Annotated in this window: 16 protein-coding genes and 1 pseudogene; 9 read left to right on the forward strand and 8 right to left on the reverse strand. The window is 65.0% G+C overall.

From position 1 onward, the window contains the following. Positions 1 to 49: 49 nt before the first annotated feature. The 6 genes and pseudogenes from EET03_RS27670 to EET03_RS27695 all read right to left on the reverse strand — a co-directional run bounded on the left by EET03_RS27670 (position 50) and on the right by EET03_RS27695 (position 5,638). Positions 50 to 814, reverse strand: coding sequence for a GntR family transcriptional regulator (locus tag EET03_RS27670; RefSeq protein ID WP_075544248.1), 765 nt, complete (start codon positions 812 to 814; stop codon positions 50 to 52). Between the two features lie 109 nt (positions 815 to 923). After that, positions 924 to 1,712 (reverse strand): LLM class F420-dependent oxidoreductase, encoded by a 789-nt coding sequence (locus tag EET03_RS27675; RefSeq protein WP_075544247.1) that lies wholly within the window; start codon positions 1,710 to 1,712, stop codon positions 924 to 926. Positions 1,713 to 1,748: 36 nt separating this feature from the next. Beyond that, positions 1,749 to 2,675, reverse strand: a complete 927-nt coding sequence (locus EET03_RS27680) for an alpha/beta fold hydrolase (protein ID WP_099193871.1) — start codon at positions 2,673 to 2,675, stop codon at positions 1,749 to 1,751. 204 nt (positions 2,676 to 2,879) lie between these two features. Then, positions 2,880 to 3,986 (reverse strand): inositol-3-phosphate synthase, encoded by a 1,107-nt coding sequence (locus EET03_RS27685; protein ID WP_075544246.1) that lies wholly within the window; start codon positions 3,984 to 3,986, stop codon positions 2,880 to 2,882. Positions 3,987 to 4,058: 72 nt separating this feature from the next. Further along, positions 4,059 to 4,601, reverse strand: coding sequence for a PadR family transcriptional regulator (locus EET03_RS27690; protein WP_063472320.1), 543 nt, complete (start codon positions 4,599 to 4,601; stop codon positions 4,059 to 4,061). Between the two features lie 168 nt (positions 4,602 to 4,769). Continuing rightward, positions 4,770 to 5,638 (reverse strand): annotated as a pseudogene (locus EET03_RS27695) (DUF1707 SHOCT-like domain-containing protein). A 156-nt stretch (positions 5,639 to 5,794) separates the two neighbouring features. Between EET03_RS27695 and EET03_RS27700 the strand changes: the two are divergent. The 8 genes from EET03_RS27700 to rplI all read left to right on the forward strand — a co-directional run bounded on the left by EET03_RS27700 (position 5,795) and on the right by rplI (position 12,983). Beyond that, positions 5,795 to 6,238, forward strand: coding sequence for a DUF5318 family protein (locus EET03_RS27700; protein WP_075544245.1), 444 nt, complete (start codon positions 5,795 to 5,797; stop codon positions 6,236 to 6,238). Further along, positions 6,231 to 8,738, forward strand: a complete 2,508-nt coding sequence (locus tag EET03_RS27705) for a transglycosylase domain-containing protein (RefSeq protein WP_075544244.1) — start codon at positions 6,231 to 6,233, stop codon at positions 8,736 to 8,738. The genes EET03_RS27700 and EET03_RS27705 overlap by 8 nt, the downstream gene beginning before the upstream one ends. Positions 8,739 to 8,743: 5 nt before the next feature. Then, positions 8,744 to 10,378, forward strand: a complete 1,635-nt coding sequence (locus EET03_RS27710; RefSeq protein ID WP_075544256.1) for a glycosyltransferase family 87 protein — start codon at positions 8,744 to 8,746, stop codon at positions 10,376 to 10,378. Continuing rightward, on the forward strand, positions 10,378 to 11,016 hold the full coding sequence (locus EET03_RS27715) for a DJ-1/PfpI family protein (protein WP_063472324.1): 639 nt from the start codon (positions 10,378 to 10,380) through the stop codon (positions 11,014 to 11,016). Before EET03_RS27710 ends, EET03_RS27715 begins: the two co-directional genes overlap by 1 nt. A 210-nt stretch (positions 11,017 to 11,226) precedes the next feature. After that, positions 11,227 to 11,517, forward strand: coding sequence for a 30S ribosomal protein S6 (gene rpsF / locus EET03_RS27720; protein WP_075544243.1), 291 nt, complete (start codon positions 11,227 to 11,229; stop codon positions 11,515 to 11,517). 148 nt (positions 11,518 to 11,665) lie between these two features. Beyond that, positions 11,666 to 12,184 carry a single-stranded DNA-binding protein gene (locus EET03_RS27725; RefSeq protein WP_075544242.1) on the forward strand — a complete coding sequence of 173 codons (519 nt, stop codon included), beginning with the start codon at positions 11,666 to 11,668 and terminating at the stop codon, positions 12,182 to 12,184. A 44-nt stretch (positions 12,185 to 12,228) separates the two neighbouring features. Continuing rightward, positions 12,229 to 12,483 (forward strand): 30S ribosomal protein S18, encoded by a 255-nt coding sequence (rpsR, locus tag EET03_RS27730; RefSeq protein WP_075544241.1) that lies wholly within the window; start codon positions 12,229 to 12,231, stop codon positions 12,481 to 12,483. A gap of 41 nt (positions 12,484 to 12,524) precedes the next feature. Continuing rightward, a complete protein-coding gene (gene rplI, locus EET03_RS27735) occupies positions 12,525 to 12,983 on the forward strand; it encodes a 50S ribosomal protein L9 (RefSeq protein WP_063472327.1) in 459 nt (152 codons plus the stop codon). A gap of 198 nt (positions 12,984 to 13,181) precedes the next feature. Here the strand turns inward: rplI and EET03_RS30550 are convergent, their stop codons facing one another. After that, positions 13,182 to 13,388, reverse strand: a complete 207-nt coding sequence (locus tag EET03_RS30550) for a hypothetical protein (protein WP_167470716.1) — start codon at positions 13,386 to 13,388, stop codon at positions 13,182 to 13,184. 315 nt (positions 13,389 to 13,703) lie between these two features. Here EET03_RS30550 and dnaB point away from each other — a divergent pair, with 315 nt between their 5' ends. Continuing rightward, on the forward strand, positions 13,704 to 15,515 hold the full coding sequence (dnaB, locus tag EET03_RS27740; protein ID WP_075544240.1) for a replicative DNA helicase: 1,812 nt from the start codon (positions 13,704 to 13,706) through the stop codon (positions 15,513 to 15,515). A 561-nt stretch (positions 15,516 to 16,076) separates the two neighbouring features. On the opposite strand, the gene EET03_RS27745 is transcribed toward dnaB, so the two are convergent. Beyond that, on the reverse strand, positions 16,077 to 16,409 hold the full coding sequence (locus tag EET03_RS27745; RefSeq protein ID WP_122508857.1) for a transposase: 333 nt from the start codon (positions 16,407 to 16,409) through the stop codon (positions 16,077 to 16,079). Positions 16,410 to 16,551 lie beyond the last annotated feature (142 nt).

The following is a 16,551-nucleotide window of genomic DNA, read 5'->3' on the forward strand; positions in this document are numbered from 1 at the left end:
GTGGACTCATCACCGCCACCGTATCGGCCGACCGGATGGCGCGCGCCGCTCAGAGCACGATCGACGACGGCTCGCGAGTGCCCGCCAGAGCGCCGACGGCCGATGGCTCCGCAGCCATGGCCGTGAGGCGTACCGGAATCTGGTCCGGCCCGATCCCGCCGTGCGGAGTGAAGACTCGGCGACGGAATAGTTCGGCCAGCATCGTGTGCGCCATCAGCTGGGAGCGTCCGATACATGCGGCTCGCGCGGCTTCCGGATCACGCCGATGTATTGCGGAGTGCTCGTCTTCGTAGAACGACAGCATGTCGTCGCGGCCGTTCTGGTAGGTCAGCCAAAAGGCGCGGGGAATCAGGTTTTGCGAGGCACGGATGCTGGCGTGCAGCCGCGGCCCCGCGTACTCGTCGTTGACCGTTCGACGGTATTCGTGCGCGACTTCGGAAAACGTCCGCGGTTCCTTCGACGTACGCAACGAGCGCATCAGCGCGTCGAGTTGGCCCAAAATCCGCGGTGTGGGGTTAGCTGCGGCCCGTGCCGAAGCAATGCCGTTGAGCAGGCCGTCGAGCTCGTGATGCTCGAGGACGGTGGCTTCGTCGAACCGCTCGACGAACGCCCCGCGGTGATAGCGAGTCGACACGACGCCGTCGTGTTCGAGTTGCACCAGTGCCTCTTGTATCGGGACGCGGCTGACTCCCAGGCCCTGCGCGATTTCATTGCGGTCGACACGGTCGCCGCTGCGCAGTTTGCCAGTCAGAATCAGGTCGAGGATGTGCGAAACGACCTGGTCTTTTTCCTTGATCCCATATTTCTTAGGCATCGGTTTCGTCGAGTCTCTTCCAGCCGCTCCGGCTATCGGCGCTGGCAAGTTTCTCACGACTTGCTGCGCGCGTTCGGGTGTTTGGCGGAGAAATCGACGCGAACCCAAACTAACGGCTGTCACGCCATCTGCAGAGCGCTTCAGCGGCGGTGAGGTCGTAATCGGGACCGTCGCAGCCGACCGTCAGCAGTGTGACCCCAAGTCGGACGAGGGCTTCGGCGTCAGCGATCCCGCCTGTTACCGCGGCCGAGCGTTCGATCGTGGCCGGATCCCGTCCGACGTCGGCGCAGTGCCGGTTCAATACCGCGGCCTTGGCCGGGAACTCGTCGGCAGCGGTGAAGCTGTGCCACATGTCGGCGTGTTCGGCCACCAGTCGCAGCGTCTTGCGTTCGCCGCCGCCTCCGATCAACACCGGGATATCACGGGTCGGCGGTGGATTCAGTTTTGCGAGTCGGGCCTTGATTCGCGGGAGTGCGGCGGCCAGGTCATCGAGGCGACTGCCGGCGGTGCCGAATTGGTAGCCGTATTCGTCATAGTCCTTTTGTTTCCAGCCGGAACCGATGCCCAGCACCAGTCGGCCGTCGGAAATGTGGTCGACGGTACGGGCCATGTCGGCCAGCAGCTCCGGATTGCGGTAAGAGTTGCAGGTCACCAGGGCGCCGATCTGGATGCGTGACGTCTGCTCGGCCCACGCCCCGAGCATGGTCCAGCACTCGAAATGCGCACCGTCGGGATCGCCGAAGAGCGGGAAAAAGTGGTCCCAGTTGAAGGCGATGTCGACGCCGATGTCCTCGCAGCGGCGGACCGCGTCGCGGATATCGCCGTAGTGCGGGGCGTGCTGCGGCTGGAGCTGCACGCCGATGCGGATGGGTAGATCGGGATGCACGGCTGAGGTCATACGACCACGGTAGGCCCGGCGCCCTGGGCGAAACGCTCAGCGTCTGCCGAACACTTCGCGCAGGATGTCGACGAGCGCGCGCGGTTGGTCACTTTGCACCGAGTGGCCCGAATCCGGAACGATGTGCGCACCACGGAAATATCTTGCGCGCCTGCTTAATTCGGCAACGTCTTGGTCGCTGACGAAGCCCGACTTGCCGCCGCGCACGAGTGTGATCGGTGCCGACAAGGCGTCGACGTCATCCCACAAGCCGGCGAAGTCCGGGAAGCCGCGGATGGCGTCGTAGCGCCAGGTCCAGTTGCCGTTGTCTAGTCGACGGGAGTTGTGGAACACGCCGCGGCGCAACGCCTTCACCTCGCGATGCGGCGCCGCGGCGATGGTCACTTCGAGCATCGCCTGGAAGCTGGGAAATTCTCGCTCACCGTGCATCAGCGCCACCGTGCCGCGCTGGTCGGCGGTCATTTCGGCGTGCCGCTGCAGCGCCGACGGGGTGACGTCGATGACGACGAGCTCGTCGACGAGCTTGGGGGCGACCGCGCCCAGCCGGATCGCGGTGAGCCCGCCCAGCGACATCCCGACGACGAATTCGGCCGCCGGTGCCAGCTCCCGCAGCACCGGGGCCAGCGCGTCGGCATTGTGCTGCGGCGAATAGTCGCCGTCCTCGCGCCAACCGGAATGACCGTGCCCCGGCAGATCTACCGCCAGCGCCGGCTCGCCAAGGCCGACGATCACGGTGTCCCAGGTGTGCGCATTCTGGCCGCCGCCGTGGAGGAAGACCACTCGCGGCGTCGAGCCGCCCCAGCGCAGCGCGCTGATTCTGCCGGCAGCGGTGTCGGCTTCCACCCGCTCTACTTCCGGCAGCGGGCCGGTGGCACCGGCCTGCTCGGCGTTCTCGGCCAGCAGATCGAACTCGGAGAGTCCGGCCAGTTCGTCGTCGGAGATCTCGGTCACAATCCTCGACATTACGAACTATGCGGCGACCCGGGAAAGGGCCGGCACGCCATGGTGCCGCACCAAAACCCAATTGTCACTTCGGTAACGCCGGGAGAAGTGGGTGGGGTTTCGGGCGCATCGACAAGCCCCGAGCTCCTGCGACTGGTTGAATCGAGCCCGCGATGCGGTCCTGCCAGGCCGCGCCGCTGCACGGCGCGCATCGTCGTCGTCGAACTAACCCCCGATGATGAACTCTTCGAGCTGCGTGCGCGCAATGTCGTCCGGCAACTGCTGCGGCGGGCTCTTCATCAAATAGGCCGATGCCGGGATCACCGGTCCGCCGACGCCGCGGTCCTTGGCGATCTTCGCCGCGCGCACCGCGTCGATGATGACGCCGGCCGAGTTCGGCGAATCCCACACCTCGAGCTTGTACTCCAGGTTCAGCGGCACGTCACCGAAGGCGCGGCCTTCCAGTCGCACATAAGCCCACTTGCGGTCGTCGAGCCAGCCGACATGGTCGGACGGGCCGATGTGCACATCCTTGGTCTTGAACTCGCGCTGCAGGTTGGAGGTGACCGCCTGCGTCTTGGAGATCTTCTTCGATTCGAGACGTTCCCGTTCGAGCATGTTGAGGAAGTCCATGTTGCCGCCCACGTTGAGCTGCATGGTGCGGTCCAGTTGCACGCCGCGGTCCTCGAACAGCTTGGCCAGTACCCGGTGCGTGATCGTCGCACCGACCTGGCTCTTGATGTCGTCACCGACAATCGGCACTCCGGCGTCGGCGAACTTCTTGGCCCACACCGGGTCGGAGGCGATGAACACCGGCAGCGCATTGACGAACGCCACCCCGGCGTCGATGGCGCACTGGGCATAGAACTTGTCGGCTTCTTCCGAACCCACCGGCAGGTAGGAGACCAGCACGTCGACCTTGGCGTCCCGCAGCACCTGGACCACGTCAACGGGTTCGGCGTCGGACAGCTCGATGGTGTCGGCGTAGTACTTGCCGATGCCATCCAATGTCGGACCGCGTTGGACGGTCACGTTGGTCGGCGCCACGTCGGCGATCTTGATGGTGTTGTTCTCCGAGGCGAAGATCGCGTCCGACAGGTCGAACCCGACTTTCTTGGCGTCCACGTCGAACGCGGCCACGAACTTGACGTCACGGACGTGGTACGGACCGAACCGCACGTGCATCAGCCCGGGCACCGTCGAGGAGTCGTCGGCGTTGTGGTAGTACTCGACGCCCTGGACCAGCGAGGACGCGCAGTTGCCGACGCCGACCATGGCGACCCGTACCTCAGGCTGCGCCTCCGGCGCCCCTAACGGCTTGTACTCACTCATTCGGGCGTTCTCCTAACCTCATAGCTTCGGGCAGTGTCTTGTGTGGTTGTATGCAGGGCTGGTGTGCAGAGTTCACGTCTGTTCGGCGTGATTGGGCGCTGCCCGTTCTGCGGCGATGAGCTCGTTGAGCCACTTGACTTCACGCTCGCTGGACTCGAGCCCGAGTTGGTGCAGTTGCCGGGTGTAGCGGTCCAACGAGCTGCTGGCCCGCGCCACCGCTTCGCGCAGGCCTTCTCGGCGCTCTTCGACCTGGCGGCGACGGCCTTCCAGGATGCGCATCCGGGCCTCGGCCGGAGTGCGGTTGAAAAACGCCAGGTGCACTCCGAAGCCGTCGTCGGTGTAGTTGTGCGGGCCGGTGTCGGCGACCAGTTCGGCAAAGCGTCGCCGGCCCTCCTCGGTCAGCTGGTAGACCCGGCGTGCGCGCCGCACCGGCGTGCCCGCGGGCGCGGCATTCTCCGCGATCAGTCCCTCCGCCTGCATCCGCCGCAGCGCCGGATACAGCGAGCCGTACGAGAATGCCCGGAACGCGCCGAGCAACCCGGTCAGCCGTTTGCGCAGCTCGTAGCCGTGCATGGGCGACTCGATCAGGAGGCCCAGGATGGCAAGTTCCAGCATCGAGTCACCCCCTCTGTGTGGCTGCTGTATGGCTGGTTGCGTAAACTACTTAGCGGTTCGACGCCTCGCGTCATCGTATCGTTTCGATATATTTGCCACAACACCACGCGGCGTTGGTGAGTTGTTCGTCACGTGTGAGCGACCTGCCCACGTCGACTGCCGGCTTCGCTACGACGGGTAACTCACCTGTTTGACGGTGCCGTCACCAGCGAAGACGATATAGCCGCCACCGTAATCGCTGGAAACATACACCGACAGCGACAGTGCCCCGGGCGTGGTGGGGTCGTCGGCCGGATCGATGACCAGGTACATGTTGGTGACGTCGGACTGCTTCATGCCCAACGTCTCCCGGCGCCCCGCATGATCCCCACCGTCGCCTTCACGTCGAACTTGCCCAGGTCGACCAGGGACCCGTCGGTGCCGCTCTTGGCGGAGCTGGTCGGGTCGCCCCAGCCGCCGCGGTAGGTGTAACTCAGCACTCTGCGGTCGTCGGCGGGGTCCTTACGATCGAGCACCGCGTACGTCGGATAGATCACCAAGCGGTACCCCATGGTGTCGCCGAACCTCTTGCGCGTCTGCTCCAGCAGACCGGTGAGCCCGCCGAGGGAGTGCAGCTGCTTCGGCGGGGTCAGCAGCACGGCCGCGACGCCGTCCGGCTTGGCTCCCGGATCCGTCGTGAAATCCAGCGGTGAGCTGGTGTTGCCGTACAGACCCCAGCCGATGCCGACACCCAACAGCACCGACACCCCGAATGCGGCCGCTAGCAGACCCCATCCGTTGCGCCGCGCCCGGGACTTGAGTGCGGGGACCTCCGCGGGTGCACTCTGGGACTGCAGATCGGCGATCAGGTCCTGCAGGTCGCCCAGCGTCACGGCCTTGGTTGCGGTGCTCACCCGATCGCGGTGCTCTTCCATCGAGAGCTGACCGTCGTTGAGGGCGGCGTCAAGAATCTGGCAGGCGTCTTGCCGGTCGCTGTCCTTGGCCCGGGTCGTCGTCGATCCTCCACGAGCCAGCGGTGCGCCCAGCCATTTCGCCACGGGGATGATCGTAGAAGTCGGGCTTGTGGGGACGCGATGGAGCATCGGTTGCGAGGTCGGTGGCTCGGGTCGGGCTGCCGCCGCGCCTGCCCGGGATGTGCCCAGGCCGCGCCGGGCTGCATCGTCACGACGCGAAAGCGACGTACTCTGGTCAGCGTGCAACTGCAGCGACAGGTGGTGGACTATGCGCTTCGCCGGCGTTCACTGCTGGCCGAGGTGTACTCGGGGCGCACCGGCGTCTCCGAGGTCTGTGACGCAAATCCCTATCTGCTGCGCGCCGCAAAGTTTCACGGGAAACCAAGCCGAGTGGTCTGCCCGATCTGCCGCAAGGAGCAGCTGACGATCGTGTCCTGGGTGTTCGGCGAGCACCTGGGCGCGATCTCAGGCTCGGCGCGGACCGCCGAGGAGCTCGTCATGCTCGCCACCCGGTTCACGGAGTTTGCGGTGCACGTTGTGGAGGTGTGCCGAACCTGCAGTTGGAATCACCTGGTCAAGTCGTATGTCCTGGGCGCGGCACGTCCGGCGCGTCCGGCGCGTCCACCCAGGGGGTCCGGTCGAAGGCGGACGGCGCGCAACGGCGCCCGCACGGCCAGTGAATAGCGAAGGGGGCCACCACCAGTCGTCGAGTGACGCTGCAGGCGGACCGGCGACTGAGGGTGTGGACCAACCTCGCGGGAACCCCGGTGGCCCGGAGGCGGCGCGTTCGTCGGCCGGGCCGCGCCGCCAGGTTCCGCCCGACGATCGAATGACCACGATCATCCCGCCGGTGACCGATGACCGATCGTCTCGGCACGCGGACCCGATCGAGGAAGTCAGGGCTGCCCTGGACAATCCGCCGACGACACCACTGCATCGCGACCCGCTGGAGCAGGTCAAGGCTGCGCTGAACAGTCCTGAGCCGCACCCTCGACACGAGCGGCTGAGCGGCGCAGCAGGTCCACCGGGGCCTCCCGGCCCGGGCGGCCCGACGGGCGCTCGGTCGCCCAGGCCGAGGCCCGAGTGGATCCAGCAGACCAACTGGAAGTGGGTGCGGCGGTCGGTCGGCCTGGCCGCAGCGGCAATGATCTTGCTGCCGATCGTCACCTTCACCATGGCCTACTTCATTGTCGACGTGCCGAGACCGGGGGACATCCGCACCAACCAGGTCTCCACGATTCTGGCCAGCGATGGCTCCGAAATTGCCAAAATCGTTCCGCCTGAAGGCAATCGCGTCGACGTCAACCTCAGCCAGGTCCCGGTGCACGTACGTCAGGCGGTCATCGCCGCTGAGGACCGCGGCTTTTACTCCAACCCCGGCTTCTCGTTCAGCGGTTTTGCCCGGGCGGTGAAGAACAACCTGTTCGGCGGCGACCTGCAGGGCGGTTCCACGATCACCCAGCAGTACGTCAAGAACGCGCTGGTCGGTTCCGCGCAGCACGGGTGGAGCGGCCTGATGCGCAAGTCCAAGGAGTTGGTCATCGCGACCAAGATGTCCGGGGAGTGGTCCAAAGACGACGTGCTCCAGGCGTATTTGAACATCATCTACTTCGGGCGGGGTGCTTACGGGATCTCGGCGGCTTCGAAGGCCTATTTCGACAAGCCGGTCGAGCAGCTCACCGTGTCCGAGGGGGCGTTGCTGGCGGCGCTGATCAGGCGACCGTCCACGCTGGACCCGGCGGTCGACCCGGAAGGCGCAGTCGCGCGGTGGAACTGGGTGCTCGACGGCATGGTCGAGACCAAGGCGCTGTCCGCCCAGGACCGCGCCGGACAGCAGTTTCCCAAGACCGTCCCGCCGGAGCAGGCCCGCGCGGAAAACCAGACCACCGGCCCCAACGGGCTGATCGAACGACAGGTGACCAAGGAATTACTGGAGCTGTTCAACATCGATGAGCAAACCCTGAACACCCAGGGGTTGCAGGTCACCACCACGATCGATCCGCAAGCCCAGCGAGCGGCCGAAAAGGCGGTGGCCAAGTACCTCGACGGGCAGGATCCCGATATGCGGGCGGCGGTGGTGTCCATCGACCCGCACAACGGAGGCGTGCGCGCCTACTACGGCGGCGACAACGCCAACGGCTACGACTTCGCCCAGGCAGGATTGCAGACCGGATCGTCGTTCAAGGTGTTCGCGTTGGTGGCGGCCCTCGAGCAGGGGATCGGGCTGGGCTACCAGGTCGACAGTTCACCGCTAACGGTCGACGGCATCAAGATCAGCAATGTCGACGGCGAGGGTTGCGGGACGTGCAACATCGGCGAGGCGCTCAAGATGTCGCTGAACACCTCCTATTACCGGCTGATGCTCAAACTGAAGGGCGGCCCCCAGGCCGTCGCCGACGCCGCCCACCAAGCCGGTGTGGCCGAGAGTTTCCCGGGCGTACCCCACACCCTGTCCGAGGATGGCAAGGGCGGGCCGCCGAACAATGGGATTGTGTTGGGCCAGTACCAAACCCGGGTGATCGATATGGCGACGGCGTACGCCACGCTGGCCGCGTCGGGCAGCTATCACCGGCCGCACTTCGTCCAAAAGGTCGTCAACGCGGAAGGTCAGGTCCTTTTCGACGCCGCCACCCAGGACGACTCCGGTGAGCAGCGCATCCCCAAGGCCGTGGCCGACAACGTCACCGCGGCCATGATGCCGATCGCGGGCTATTCACGCGGCCACAACCTGGCCGGCGGCCGGCCCTCGGCCGCCAAGACCGGCACGGTGCAATTGGGTGACACCACCGCCAACAAGGACGCCTGGATGGTCGGCTACACCCCGTCGCTGTCCACCGCCGTGTGGGTCGGGACGGTCAAGGGCGACGAGCCGCTGGTGACCGCCTCGGGCGCAGCGGTTTACGGCTCGGGTCTGCCATCGGATATCTGGAAGGCGACCATGGACGGGGCACTGAAGGGCTCCCAGAACGAGACCTTCCCCAAGCCCACCGAGATTGGCGGCTACGCTGGCGTGCCGGCACCGCCGCCGCCGTCAGCGGCGCCGCCTTCGGAGACCGTCATTCAACCCACCGTCGAAGTGGCGCCGGGGATCACTATTCCCGTCGGTCCGCCCACCACCGTGACGCTCGCGCCCGGGCCGCCGTCCGCACCACCGCCGGCTGACAATCCCGCACCGCCACCGTGACGGATATCCGCACCCATCTCGCAACCGGCTCACTCACCTCGCCCGCGCCGTTGGCCCGCGACCTACGTAGTGCAGGCACCCGCGATTGTCCCAGCCGCACCGACGTTTTGGGTTCTGCTCTGGCCGATGTCATCGGCGGGCCGGTGGGCCGGCACGCCTTGATCGGGCGTGCCCGGTTCATGACCCCGTTGCGGGTGATGTTTGTGATCGCGCTGGTGTTTCTGGCGCTCGGCTGGTCGACGAAGGCCGCGTGCCTGCAAAGCACCGGGACCGGGCCGGGCGATAAGAGGGTGGCCAACTGGGACAACCAGCGCGCCTATTACGAATTGTGCTACTCCGACACCGTGCCGCTCTACGGTGCAGAGCTGTTGAGCCAGGGCAAGTTTCCCTACAAATCCAGCTGGGTCGAAACGGACAGCACCGGCGCACCGCAGGTCCAATACAACGGGCGATTGGCGGTGCGCTACATGGAATATCCGGTGTTGACCGGGATATACCAGTACGTGTCGATGGCTATTGCCAAGACCTACACCGCGTTGAGCAACGTCACGCCGCTACCGGTGATCGCCGAAGTGGTGATGTTCTTCAACGCCGCGGCGTTCGGGCTGGCGATCGCCTGGTTGGCTACCGTGTGGGCAACCTCGGGCCTGGCCGGCCGCCGGATCTGGGATGCGGCACTGGTGGCGGCATCGCCGCTGCTGATCTTCCAGGTATTCACCAACTTCGACGCACTGGCAACGGCTTTCGCAATGGGTGGACTGCTGGCCTGGGCGCGCCGCAGACCGTGGCTTGCCGGACTGTTGATCGGTTTGGGTGCTGCGGCCAAGTTGTATCCGCTGTTGTTCCTGGGCCCGCTGGTGGTGCTGGGAATTCGGACCGGGCGGGTGGGTGCCGTGGGCCGCACGGCGCTGGCCGCGGCGGTGACCTGGCTGGTGGTCAATCTGCCCATCATGGTGCTCTATCCGCGGGGCTGGTCGGAGTTCTTCCGGCTCAACACCCGGCGCGGCGACGACATGGATTCGCTGTACAACGTCGTGAAGTCCTACACCGGCTGGCGCGGCTTCGATCCCGCACGGGGCTTCTGGGAACCGCCGATGGTGCTGAACACAGTCGTGACGGTGCTGTTTGCATTATCTTGTGCCGCAATGGCTTACATCGCATTCACTGCTCCGCAGCGGCCGCGGGTGGCACAGCTGATGTTTCTGGTGGTGGCGGTCTTCCTGTTGACCAGCAAGGTGTGGAGCCCGCAGTTTTCGCTGTGGTTGGTACCGCTGGCCGTGCTTGCCCTGCCGCACCGCCGGATTCTGCTGGCGTGGATGACAATTGACGCGCTGGTGTGGGTTCCGCGGATGTATTACCTCTACGGCAACCCGAACCGCTCACTGCCCCAGCAGTGGTTCACCACCACGGTGTTGTTGCGCGACATTGCTGTTATCGTGCTGTGTGCGTTGATAATTCGACAGATATATCGACCCCGGGAGGATCTGGTGCGCTGGAATGGGCGAGTCGACGATCCCGCGGGCGGTGGTTACGACCGTGCCCCGGACGCCGCACCCGGCTGGCTGCCGAACTGGCTGCGCCCAGTCGCATCGCGGCCGGAGCTGACGGCGCCTGCCGCTATTGCCGTGCGGGAGCCGTGATGCAGGTCGCCATCCCGCTGTTCCCGAGGTTCACCGCGTTGGACGCCGTCGGTCCCTATGAAGTCCTGCAACGTATTCCGTCGATCGACGTGGTTTTCGTCGGGCACCGACGCGGCGAGCTGCGCACCGAAAACGGCATGCTCGGCCTGGTCTGCGATGCCACCTTCGACGAAGTGGGCACACCCGATGTCGTGGTGTTTCCCGGTGGCATCGGAACCCGGGTGCTGCTTGACGACGAGATCATCCGCGGCTGGCTGCAATCGGTTCACCCGCACACCAGATTCACCACCTCGGTGTGCACCGGAGCGTTGTTGCTCGCCGCCGCCGGGCTGCTCGACGGCCTGACCGCCACGACGCACTGGCGCGCCGCAGAGCAGCTCAACGAGTTGGGCGCGCGGTATGTGCCCGACCGCGTCGTCGAACACCTGCCGCAGCGCATCATCACCGCCGCCGGGGTCTCCAGCGGCATCGACATGGCTTTGCGGTTGGTCGAGCTGCTGGTTGATCGGGAAGCCGCCCAGGCTGCCCAGCTGCTCATCGAATACGATCCGCGGCCGCCGTTCGCCTCTGGATCGCTGGCCAATGCCGACGAGGCAACGAGGATCCGGGCAGCTGAATTCCTGCGCAGCCGGAAGTGACCGGCTTTCTGGCCGCGAGATTGCCGTGAGGGCTGTGGTCCGGCTCGAGACCACGACCACCAGTGCAAGCTGGGCGTGGACCGCGGCTTCGTTCGGCGATTTTTCTGGTCGGCGCGCTATCCGGTAGCCTGGGACGGTTGCCGACGCAGGCGACCCTCCTGCCACGGACCGACCGTGGCCGCTAAGACCAGAGGAGGTGATGAGGTCCCTATGCGTCCATACGAAATCATGATCATCCTCGATCCCACCCTCGACGAACGCACCGTCGCCCCGTCCCTGGAGACGTTCCTGAACGTCGTCCGGAAAGACGGCGGAAAAGTCGAAAAGGTCGACATCTGGGGCCGGCGGCGGTTGGCCTACGAGATCGCCAAGCACTCCGAGGGCATCTACGCCGTCGTCGACCTGAAAGCTGCCCCGGCGACGGTATCGGAACTGGACCGCCAGCTGAGCCTCAACGAGTCGGTACTGCGCACCAAGGTGATGCGCGCCGACAAGCACTAGCCCGGCGACGATGCGGCCGCGTAGCGGGGGCGGAGGAGCTGGGCAATCGAGCACCGGCCGTCGCTGTCAGCCCCGTTGCATAGGCTCGAGTAAAAGACGCTCATGACTACCCGCCCGGCGAGGATCGGGCGGAACAAGGAGAACTATCGTGGCTGGTGACACCACCATCACCGTCGTCGGAAACCTGACCGCTGATCCCGAGCTACGGTTCACGCCGTCGGGTGCCGCCGTGGCGAATTTCACCGTCGCGTCGACGCCCCGGATCTACGATCGGCAGACCGGTGAATGGAAGGACGGCGAGGCGCTTTTCCTGCGCTGCAACATTTGGCGGGAGGCCGCCGAAAACGTGGCGGAAAGCCTGACCAGGGGTGCGCGGGTCATCGTTACCGGCCGGCTCAAGCAACGTTCGTTCGAAACCCGGGAAGGCGAGAAGCGCACCGTCGTCGAGGTCGAGGTCGACGAGATCGGGCCGTCACTTCGGTACGCCACCGCCAAAGTCAACAAGGCCAGCCGAAGTGGCGGTGGTGGCGGCTTCGGCGGCGGTGGCGGTTCCCGACCGGCGTCCCCGCCGGCCGGCGGCGCACCCGGTCCCGGTCCCGGTGACGACCCGTGGGGCAGCGCCCCAGCCTCGGGCTCATTCGGCGGCGATGACGAGCCGCCCTTCTGATCGACAACACGTCCCATCACTGAGCAACGGAAAGAAAGACACACATGGCCAAGTCCAGCAAGCGACGCCCGGCTCCGGAAAAGCCGGTCAAGGCGCGCAAATGCGTCTTCTGCGCGAAGAAGGGTCAGAAGATCGACTATAAGGACACCGCGCTGCTGCGGACCTATATCAGCGAGCGCGGCAAGATCCGGGCACGCCGGGTCACCGGCAACTGTGTTCAGCACCAACGAGACATCGCAATCGCGGTGAAGAATGCCCGTGAAGTCGCGCTGCTGCCCTTTACCTCGTCGGCGCGTTAGCCGACCGTAAGCGCTGCAAGCCCAACGAAAGTACGCAAACGATGAAGCTGATTCTGACGGCTGACGTTGACCACCTTGGTTCCGTCGGCGACACGGTCGAGGTCAAGGACGGATACGGCCGCAACTTCCTGCTGCCCCGCGGCCTGGCAATCATGGCCTCACGCGGTGCCCAACGGCAGGCCGACGACATCCGCCGCGCCCGCGAATCCAAAGCGGTGCGCGACCGCGAGCATGCCAACGAAATCAAGGCGGCCATCGAAGCGCTTGGCCCGGTTGCACTGCCGGTGAAAACGGCGGGCGACTCCGGCAAGCTTTTCGGTTCGGTGACCGCGGGCGACGTCGTCTCGGCCATCAAGAAGGCGGGCGGCCCGAACCTCGACAAGCGGATCCTCCGGCTACCCAAGGCCCACATCAAGGCGGTGGGCACGCATCCGGTGGTGGTGCACCTGCACCCGGAAGTCGACGTCGAGATCTCGCTCGACGTCGTCGCGGAATCTTAGCGGCCCTCGGCCACCAGTTTTCCGCGCTCAGCGGACTCCGGGCCGGCAATCGTATCTTTCACATGGGTCTCTGGCCCACCGGGTGCACACCAGCGCCGTCCTAGCCCGCCAGGGCTGTGACCCGGCGGAGCCCATCGACGCCCCGGCTGGGTTATCGGCTGCACGTAACTGGCCGCCGGCCCGCCCAGCGCGTCGCCTTTAAGTTTTGAGGCTGCCGCTGGCGAACTTTTCCGATGGTGTCTTGGCGCGGTCGCCGTTACCAAGGCTTAACTCGCCGAAAATCTCGGCGAAAACCAACACGCCCGAGGCGGTAACCTGGCCCGACACGCCGAGGAGATTGTTGTCCACACAATACGTATGCCGTTGTATGGCGTTTATCTGCAGTGATGTTGCAACAACCCGCATTGATCCACAGGTTTTGCACACCCCGTTCAACACAGGGATCAACGGATATGCACACACCATGCACAGCTTCATGAACAACGGCCCCTTGGAGGACCGGCCAGCAACGTTTACCGTCGTCCCGGCGCATTGGGATGTGGGTGCTTGCGGGCGGTCAATTGAGCTGCGGCGGCGACGGTATCGGCGTGACGTAGCGGCCAGCTGATGGTCGGCCATTTGAGGTGGGAGCGGGGATTGTTGTCGGAGCCTTGATTTACGCTCTGATTATCGGCGGTCGAATGTATGTTCGGATGCTCATGTCGGAGGAGGTGAGGGCCCATGGCGGTCGTCGATGATCTCGCCCACCCCGGAATGGATGCCCCGCCTCCCAGTGAGGACTTCGGCCGTCAACCCCCGCAGGATCTTGCCGCGGAACAGTCCGTACTGGGCGGGATGCTGTTGAGCAAGGACGCCATCGCCGATGTGCTGGAACGGCTACGGCCCGGTGATTTCTATCGTCCTGCCCATCAGAACGTCTATGACGCCATCCTCGACCTGTATGGGCGCGGCGAGCCGGCCGACGCGGTGACGGTCGCTGCCGAACTGGACCGTCGCGGGCTACTGCGCCGCATCGGCGGCGCACCGTATCTGCATACCCTGATATCGACGGTGCCGACCGCCGCCAATGCGGGCTATTACGCCAGCATCGTCGCGGAGAAAGCGGTGCTGCGCAGGTTGGTCGAGGCGGGCACCCGGGTGGTGCAGTACGGCTATGCCGGCGCCGAGGGCGCCGATGTGGCCGAGGTGGTCGACCGCGCCCAGGCGGAAATCTACGACGTTGCCAACAGGCGGCTGTCGGAAGACTTTGTGCCGCTTGAGGATCTGCTGCAGCCGACGATGGACGAGATCGACGCCATCGCCTCCAATGGCGGTGTCTCGCGCGGTGTGCTGACGGGCTTTAGCGAATTGGACGAGGTGACCAACGGCCTGCACCCGGGGCAGATGATCATTGTCGCGGCGCGTCCGGGAGTGGGCAAGGCGCTGGCGCTGGACACGCCGCTGCCCACACCGGCCGGTTGGACCACGATGGGCGACGTCGCCGTCGGCGATGAGTTGCTCGATGCCGACGGCTTGCCGACGCGGGTGGTCGGCGCGACCGACGTCATGTTGGGACGCCCGTGCTATCAGATCGAGTTCTCCGACGGCACAACGATTGTCGGCGATGCCGAACATCAGTGGCCGACCGGCCGTGGGATCCGAACCTCAGCTCAACTGCGCTGTGGGCTGGACACGATCGCGCCGGCCGGCTCCATGGTGCCGTGCGCCGGACACCGGCCCACCGCCACGCTGGCACCGGTTTTACGGGTCGTCTCGGTGCGCCGGGTGCCCAGTGTCGCGGTGCGCTGCGTCGAGGTGGACAACGCCGCGCATCTTTATCTGGCCGGCCGCGGGATGGTGCCGACCCACAACTCCACCCTCGGGTTGGACTTCCTGCGGTCGTGCTCGATCAAACATCGCCAGGCCAGCATCATCTTCTCGCTGGAGATGAGCAAGTCCGAGATCGTGATGCGGCTGTTGTCGGCGGAGGCCAAAATCAAGCTCTCCGACATGCGTTCGGGCCGCATGACCGACGACGACTGGACGCGCCTGGCCCGGCGGATGAGCGAAATCAGCGAGGCGCCACTGTATATCGACGACTCGCCGAACATGACGATGATGGAGATCCGCGCCAAGGCGCGCCGGCTGCGGCAAAAAGCCGGCCTGCGTCTGGTGGTGGTCGACTACATGCAGCTGATGACCTCGGGCAAGAAGCACGAGTCGCGGCAGGTCGAGGTGTCGGAATTCTCGCGGCAACTCAAGCTGCTCGCCAAAGAACTCGAGGTTCCGGTCGTCGCGATCAGCCAGCTCAACCGCGGCCCCGAGCAGCGCACCGACAAGAAGCCGATGTTGTCTGATCTGCGCGAGTCGGGAAGCCTCGAACAAGATGCTGACGTCGTCATTTTGCTGCACCGGCCGGACGCATTCGACCGTGACGATCCACGCGGGGGAGAGGCGGATTTCATTCTCGCCAAGCACCGTAACGGTCCGACCAAGACGGTGACCGTCGCACACCAGCTGCACCTGTCGCGGTTCGCCAACATGGCTCGGTGAGTTACGTCAATTGTAGGGTCTCAAGTCTGACTGCATATTCTCAAGTTCGGCTGCATCAAGACTGCATTTATGCAGTGGACGTGAGACGCGCCGGGCGGGGATGCGTCGGATCGCGTCCGTGAGGTGAGATGGTCGAGGCATGGCCGGTGGTGGACAGACCGCTGAGGCGACGGTTTCTGTCCGTCGCAGGGACGACTTGTCCGAGTTCTCGACAGACTGGAGCCTCGCGACTGCCGACCTACTCAGCGCCGCCGCGCCGTGGCGAACGTTCAGGTGGCATCACGGGCAGAGGCATTACTCGGGTACCTATTGGTCATCGACCGAGGCGGCCCACATCATCTATGAGTCCCGGTTAGAAGTTAGAGCTGGCACGGCTGCTGTATGCGGATTTCGATGTCTTGGTAGGTCATATCGTTGCGCAGCCGTTTCTGCTGAAGGCAACAGTCGATCGGCGAGTGCGCCGGCATGTGCCGGATTTCCTGCTCATCGATGAGCAAGGCCCTGTCATTGTCGACGTCAAACCCCTTGCGCAGCTTAAAGATGTTTCGGTAATTGAGTGATTCATGGTCGTAAAGATAGGCCGGTGTGGGCGAGGAAGGCGAAACACAGATCGTAGTTGGAGCCAACGCGGTTGAGCCCGGATTCGGTTGCGGCGTGGGCCTCGTCGATCGTGTCGGGGCATAGGTTTGCCAGCTCAACCGTTTTGACGTTGCCCCACACCATCTCGATGGGATTGAGGTCGTGGGCGTAGCCCGGTAGCCGTTCAACGGTGAGCCACTGTCGCTGGCCGGCGATCCAGGCTGTCATGGCCTTGGACTTGTGTGAGGGCAGGTGAGCAATGCTTGAAATCTGTGGATCTGCTTGGGAAGGGGCGTACCTTCCCGAGTGGTCAATGAAGGTTCCAAGCTAAGGACTCGCGCAGTAATTAATTAGGTTTTTGTGTTTGGTTTGTCCACACTTGTGGTATGACGCTGCCTGCTGTGGACTCCGATCCGGTCGCCGCCCGTTTGTTGTTGATCCGCCCGCATCTGGACGA

Source organism: Mycobacterium innocens, from assembly GCF_900566055.1.
GTDB classification, from domain to species: Bacteria; Actinomycetota; Actinomycetes; order Mycobacteriales; family Mycobacteriaceae; genus Mycobacterium; species Mycobacterium innocens.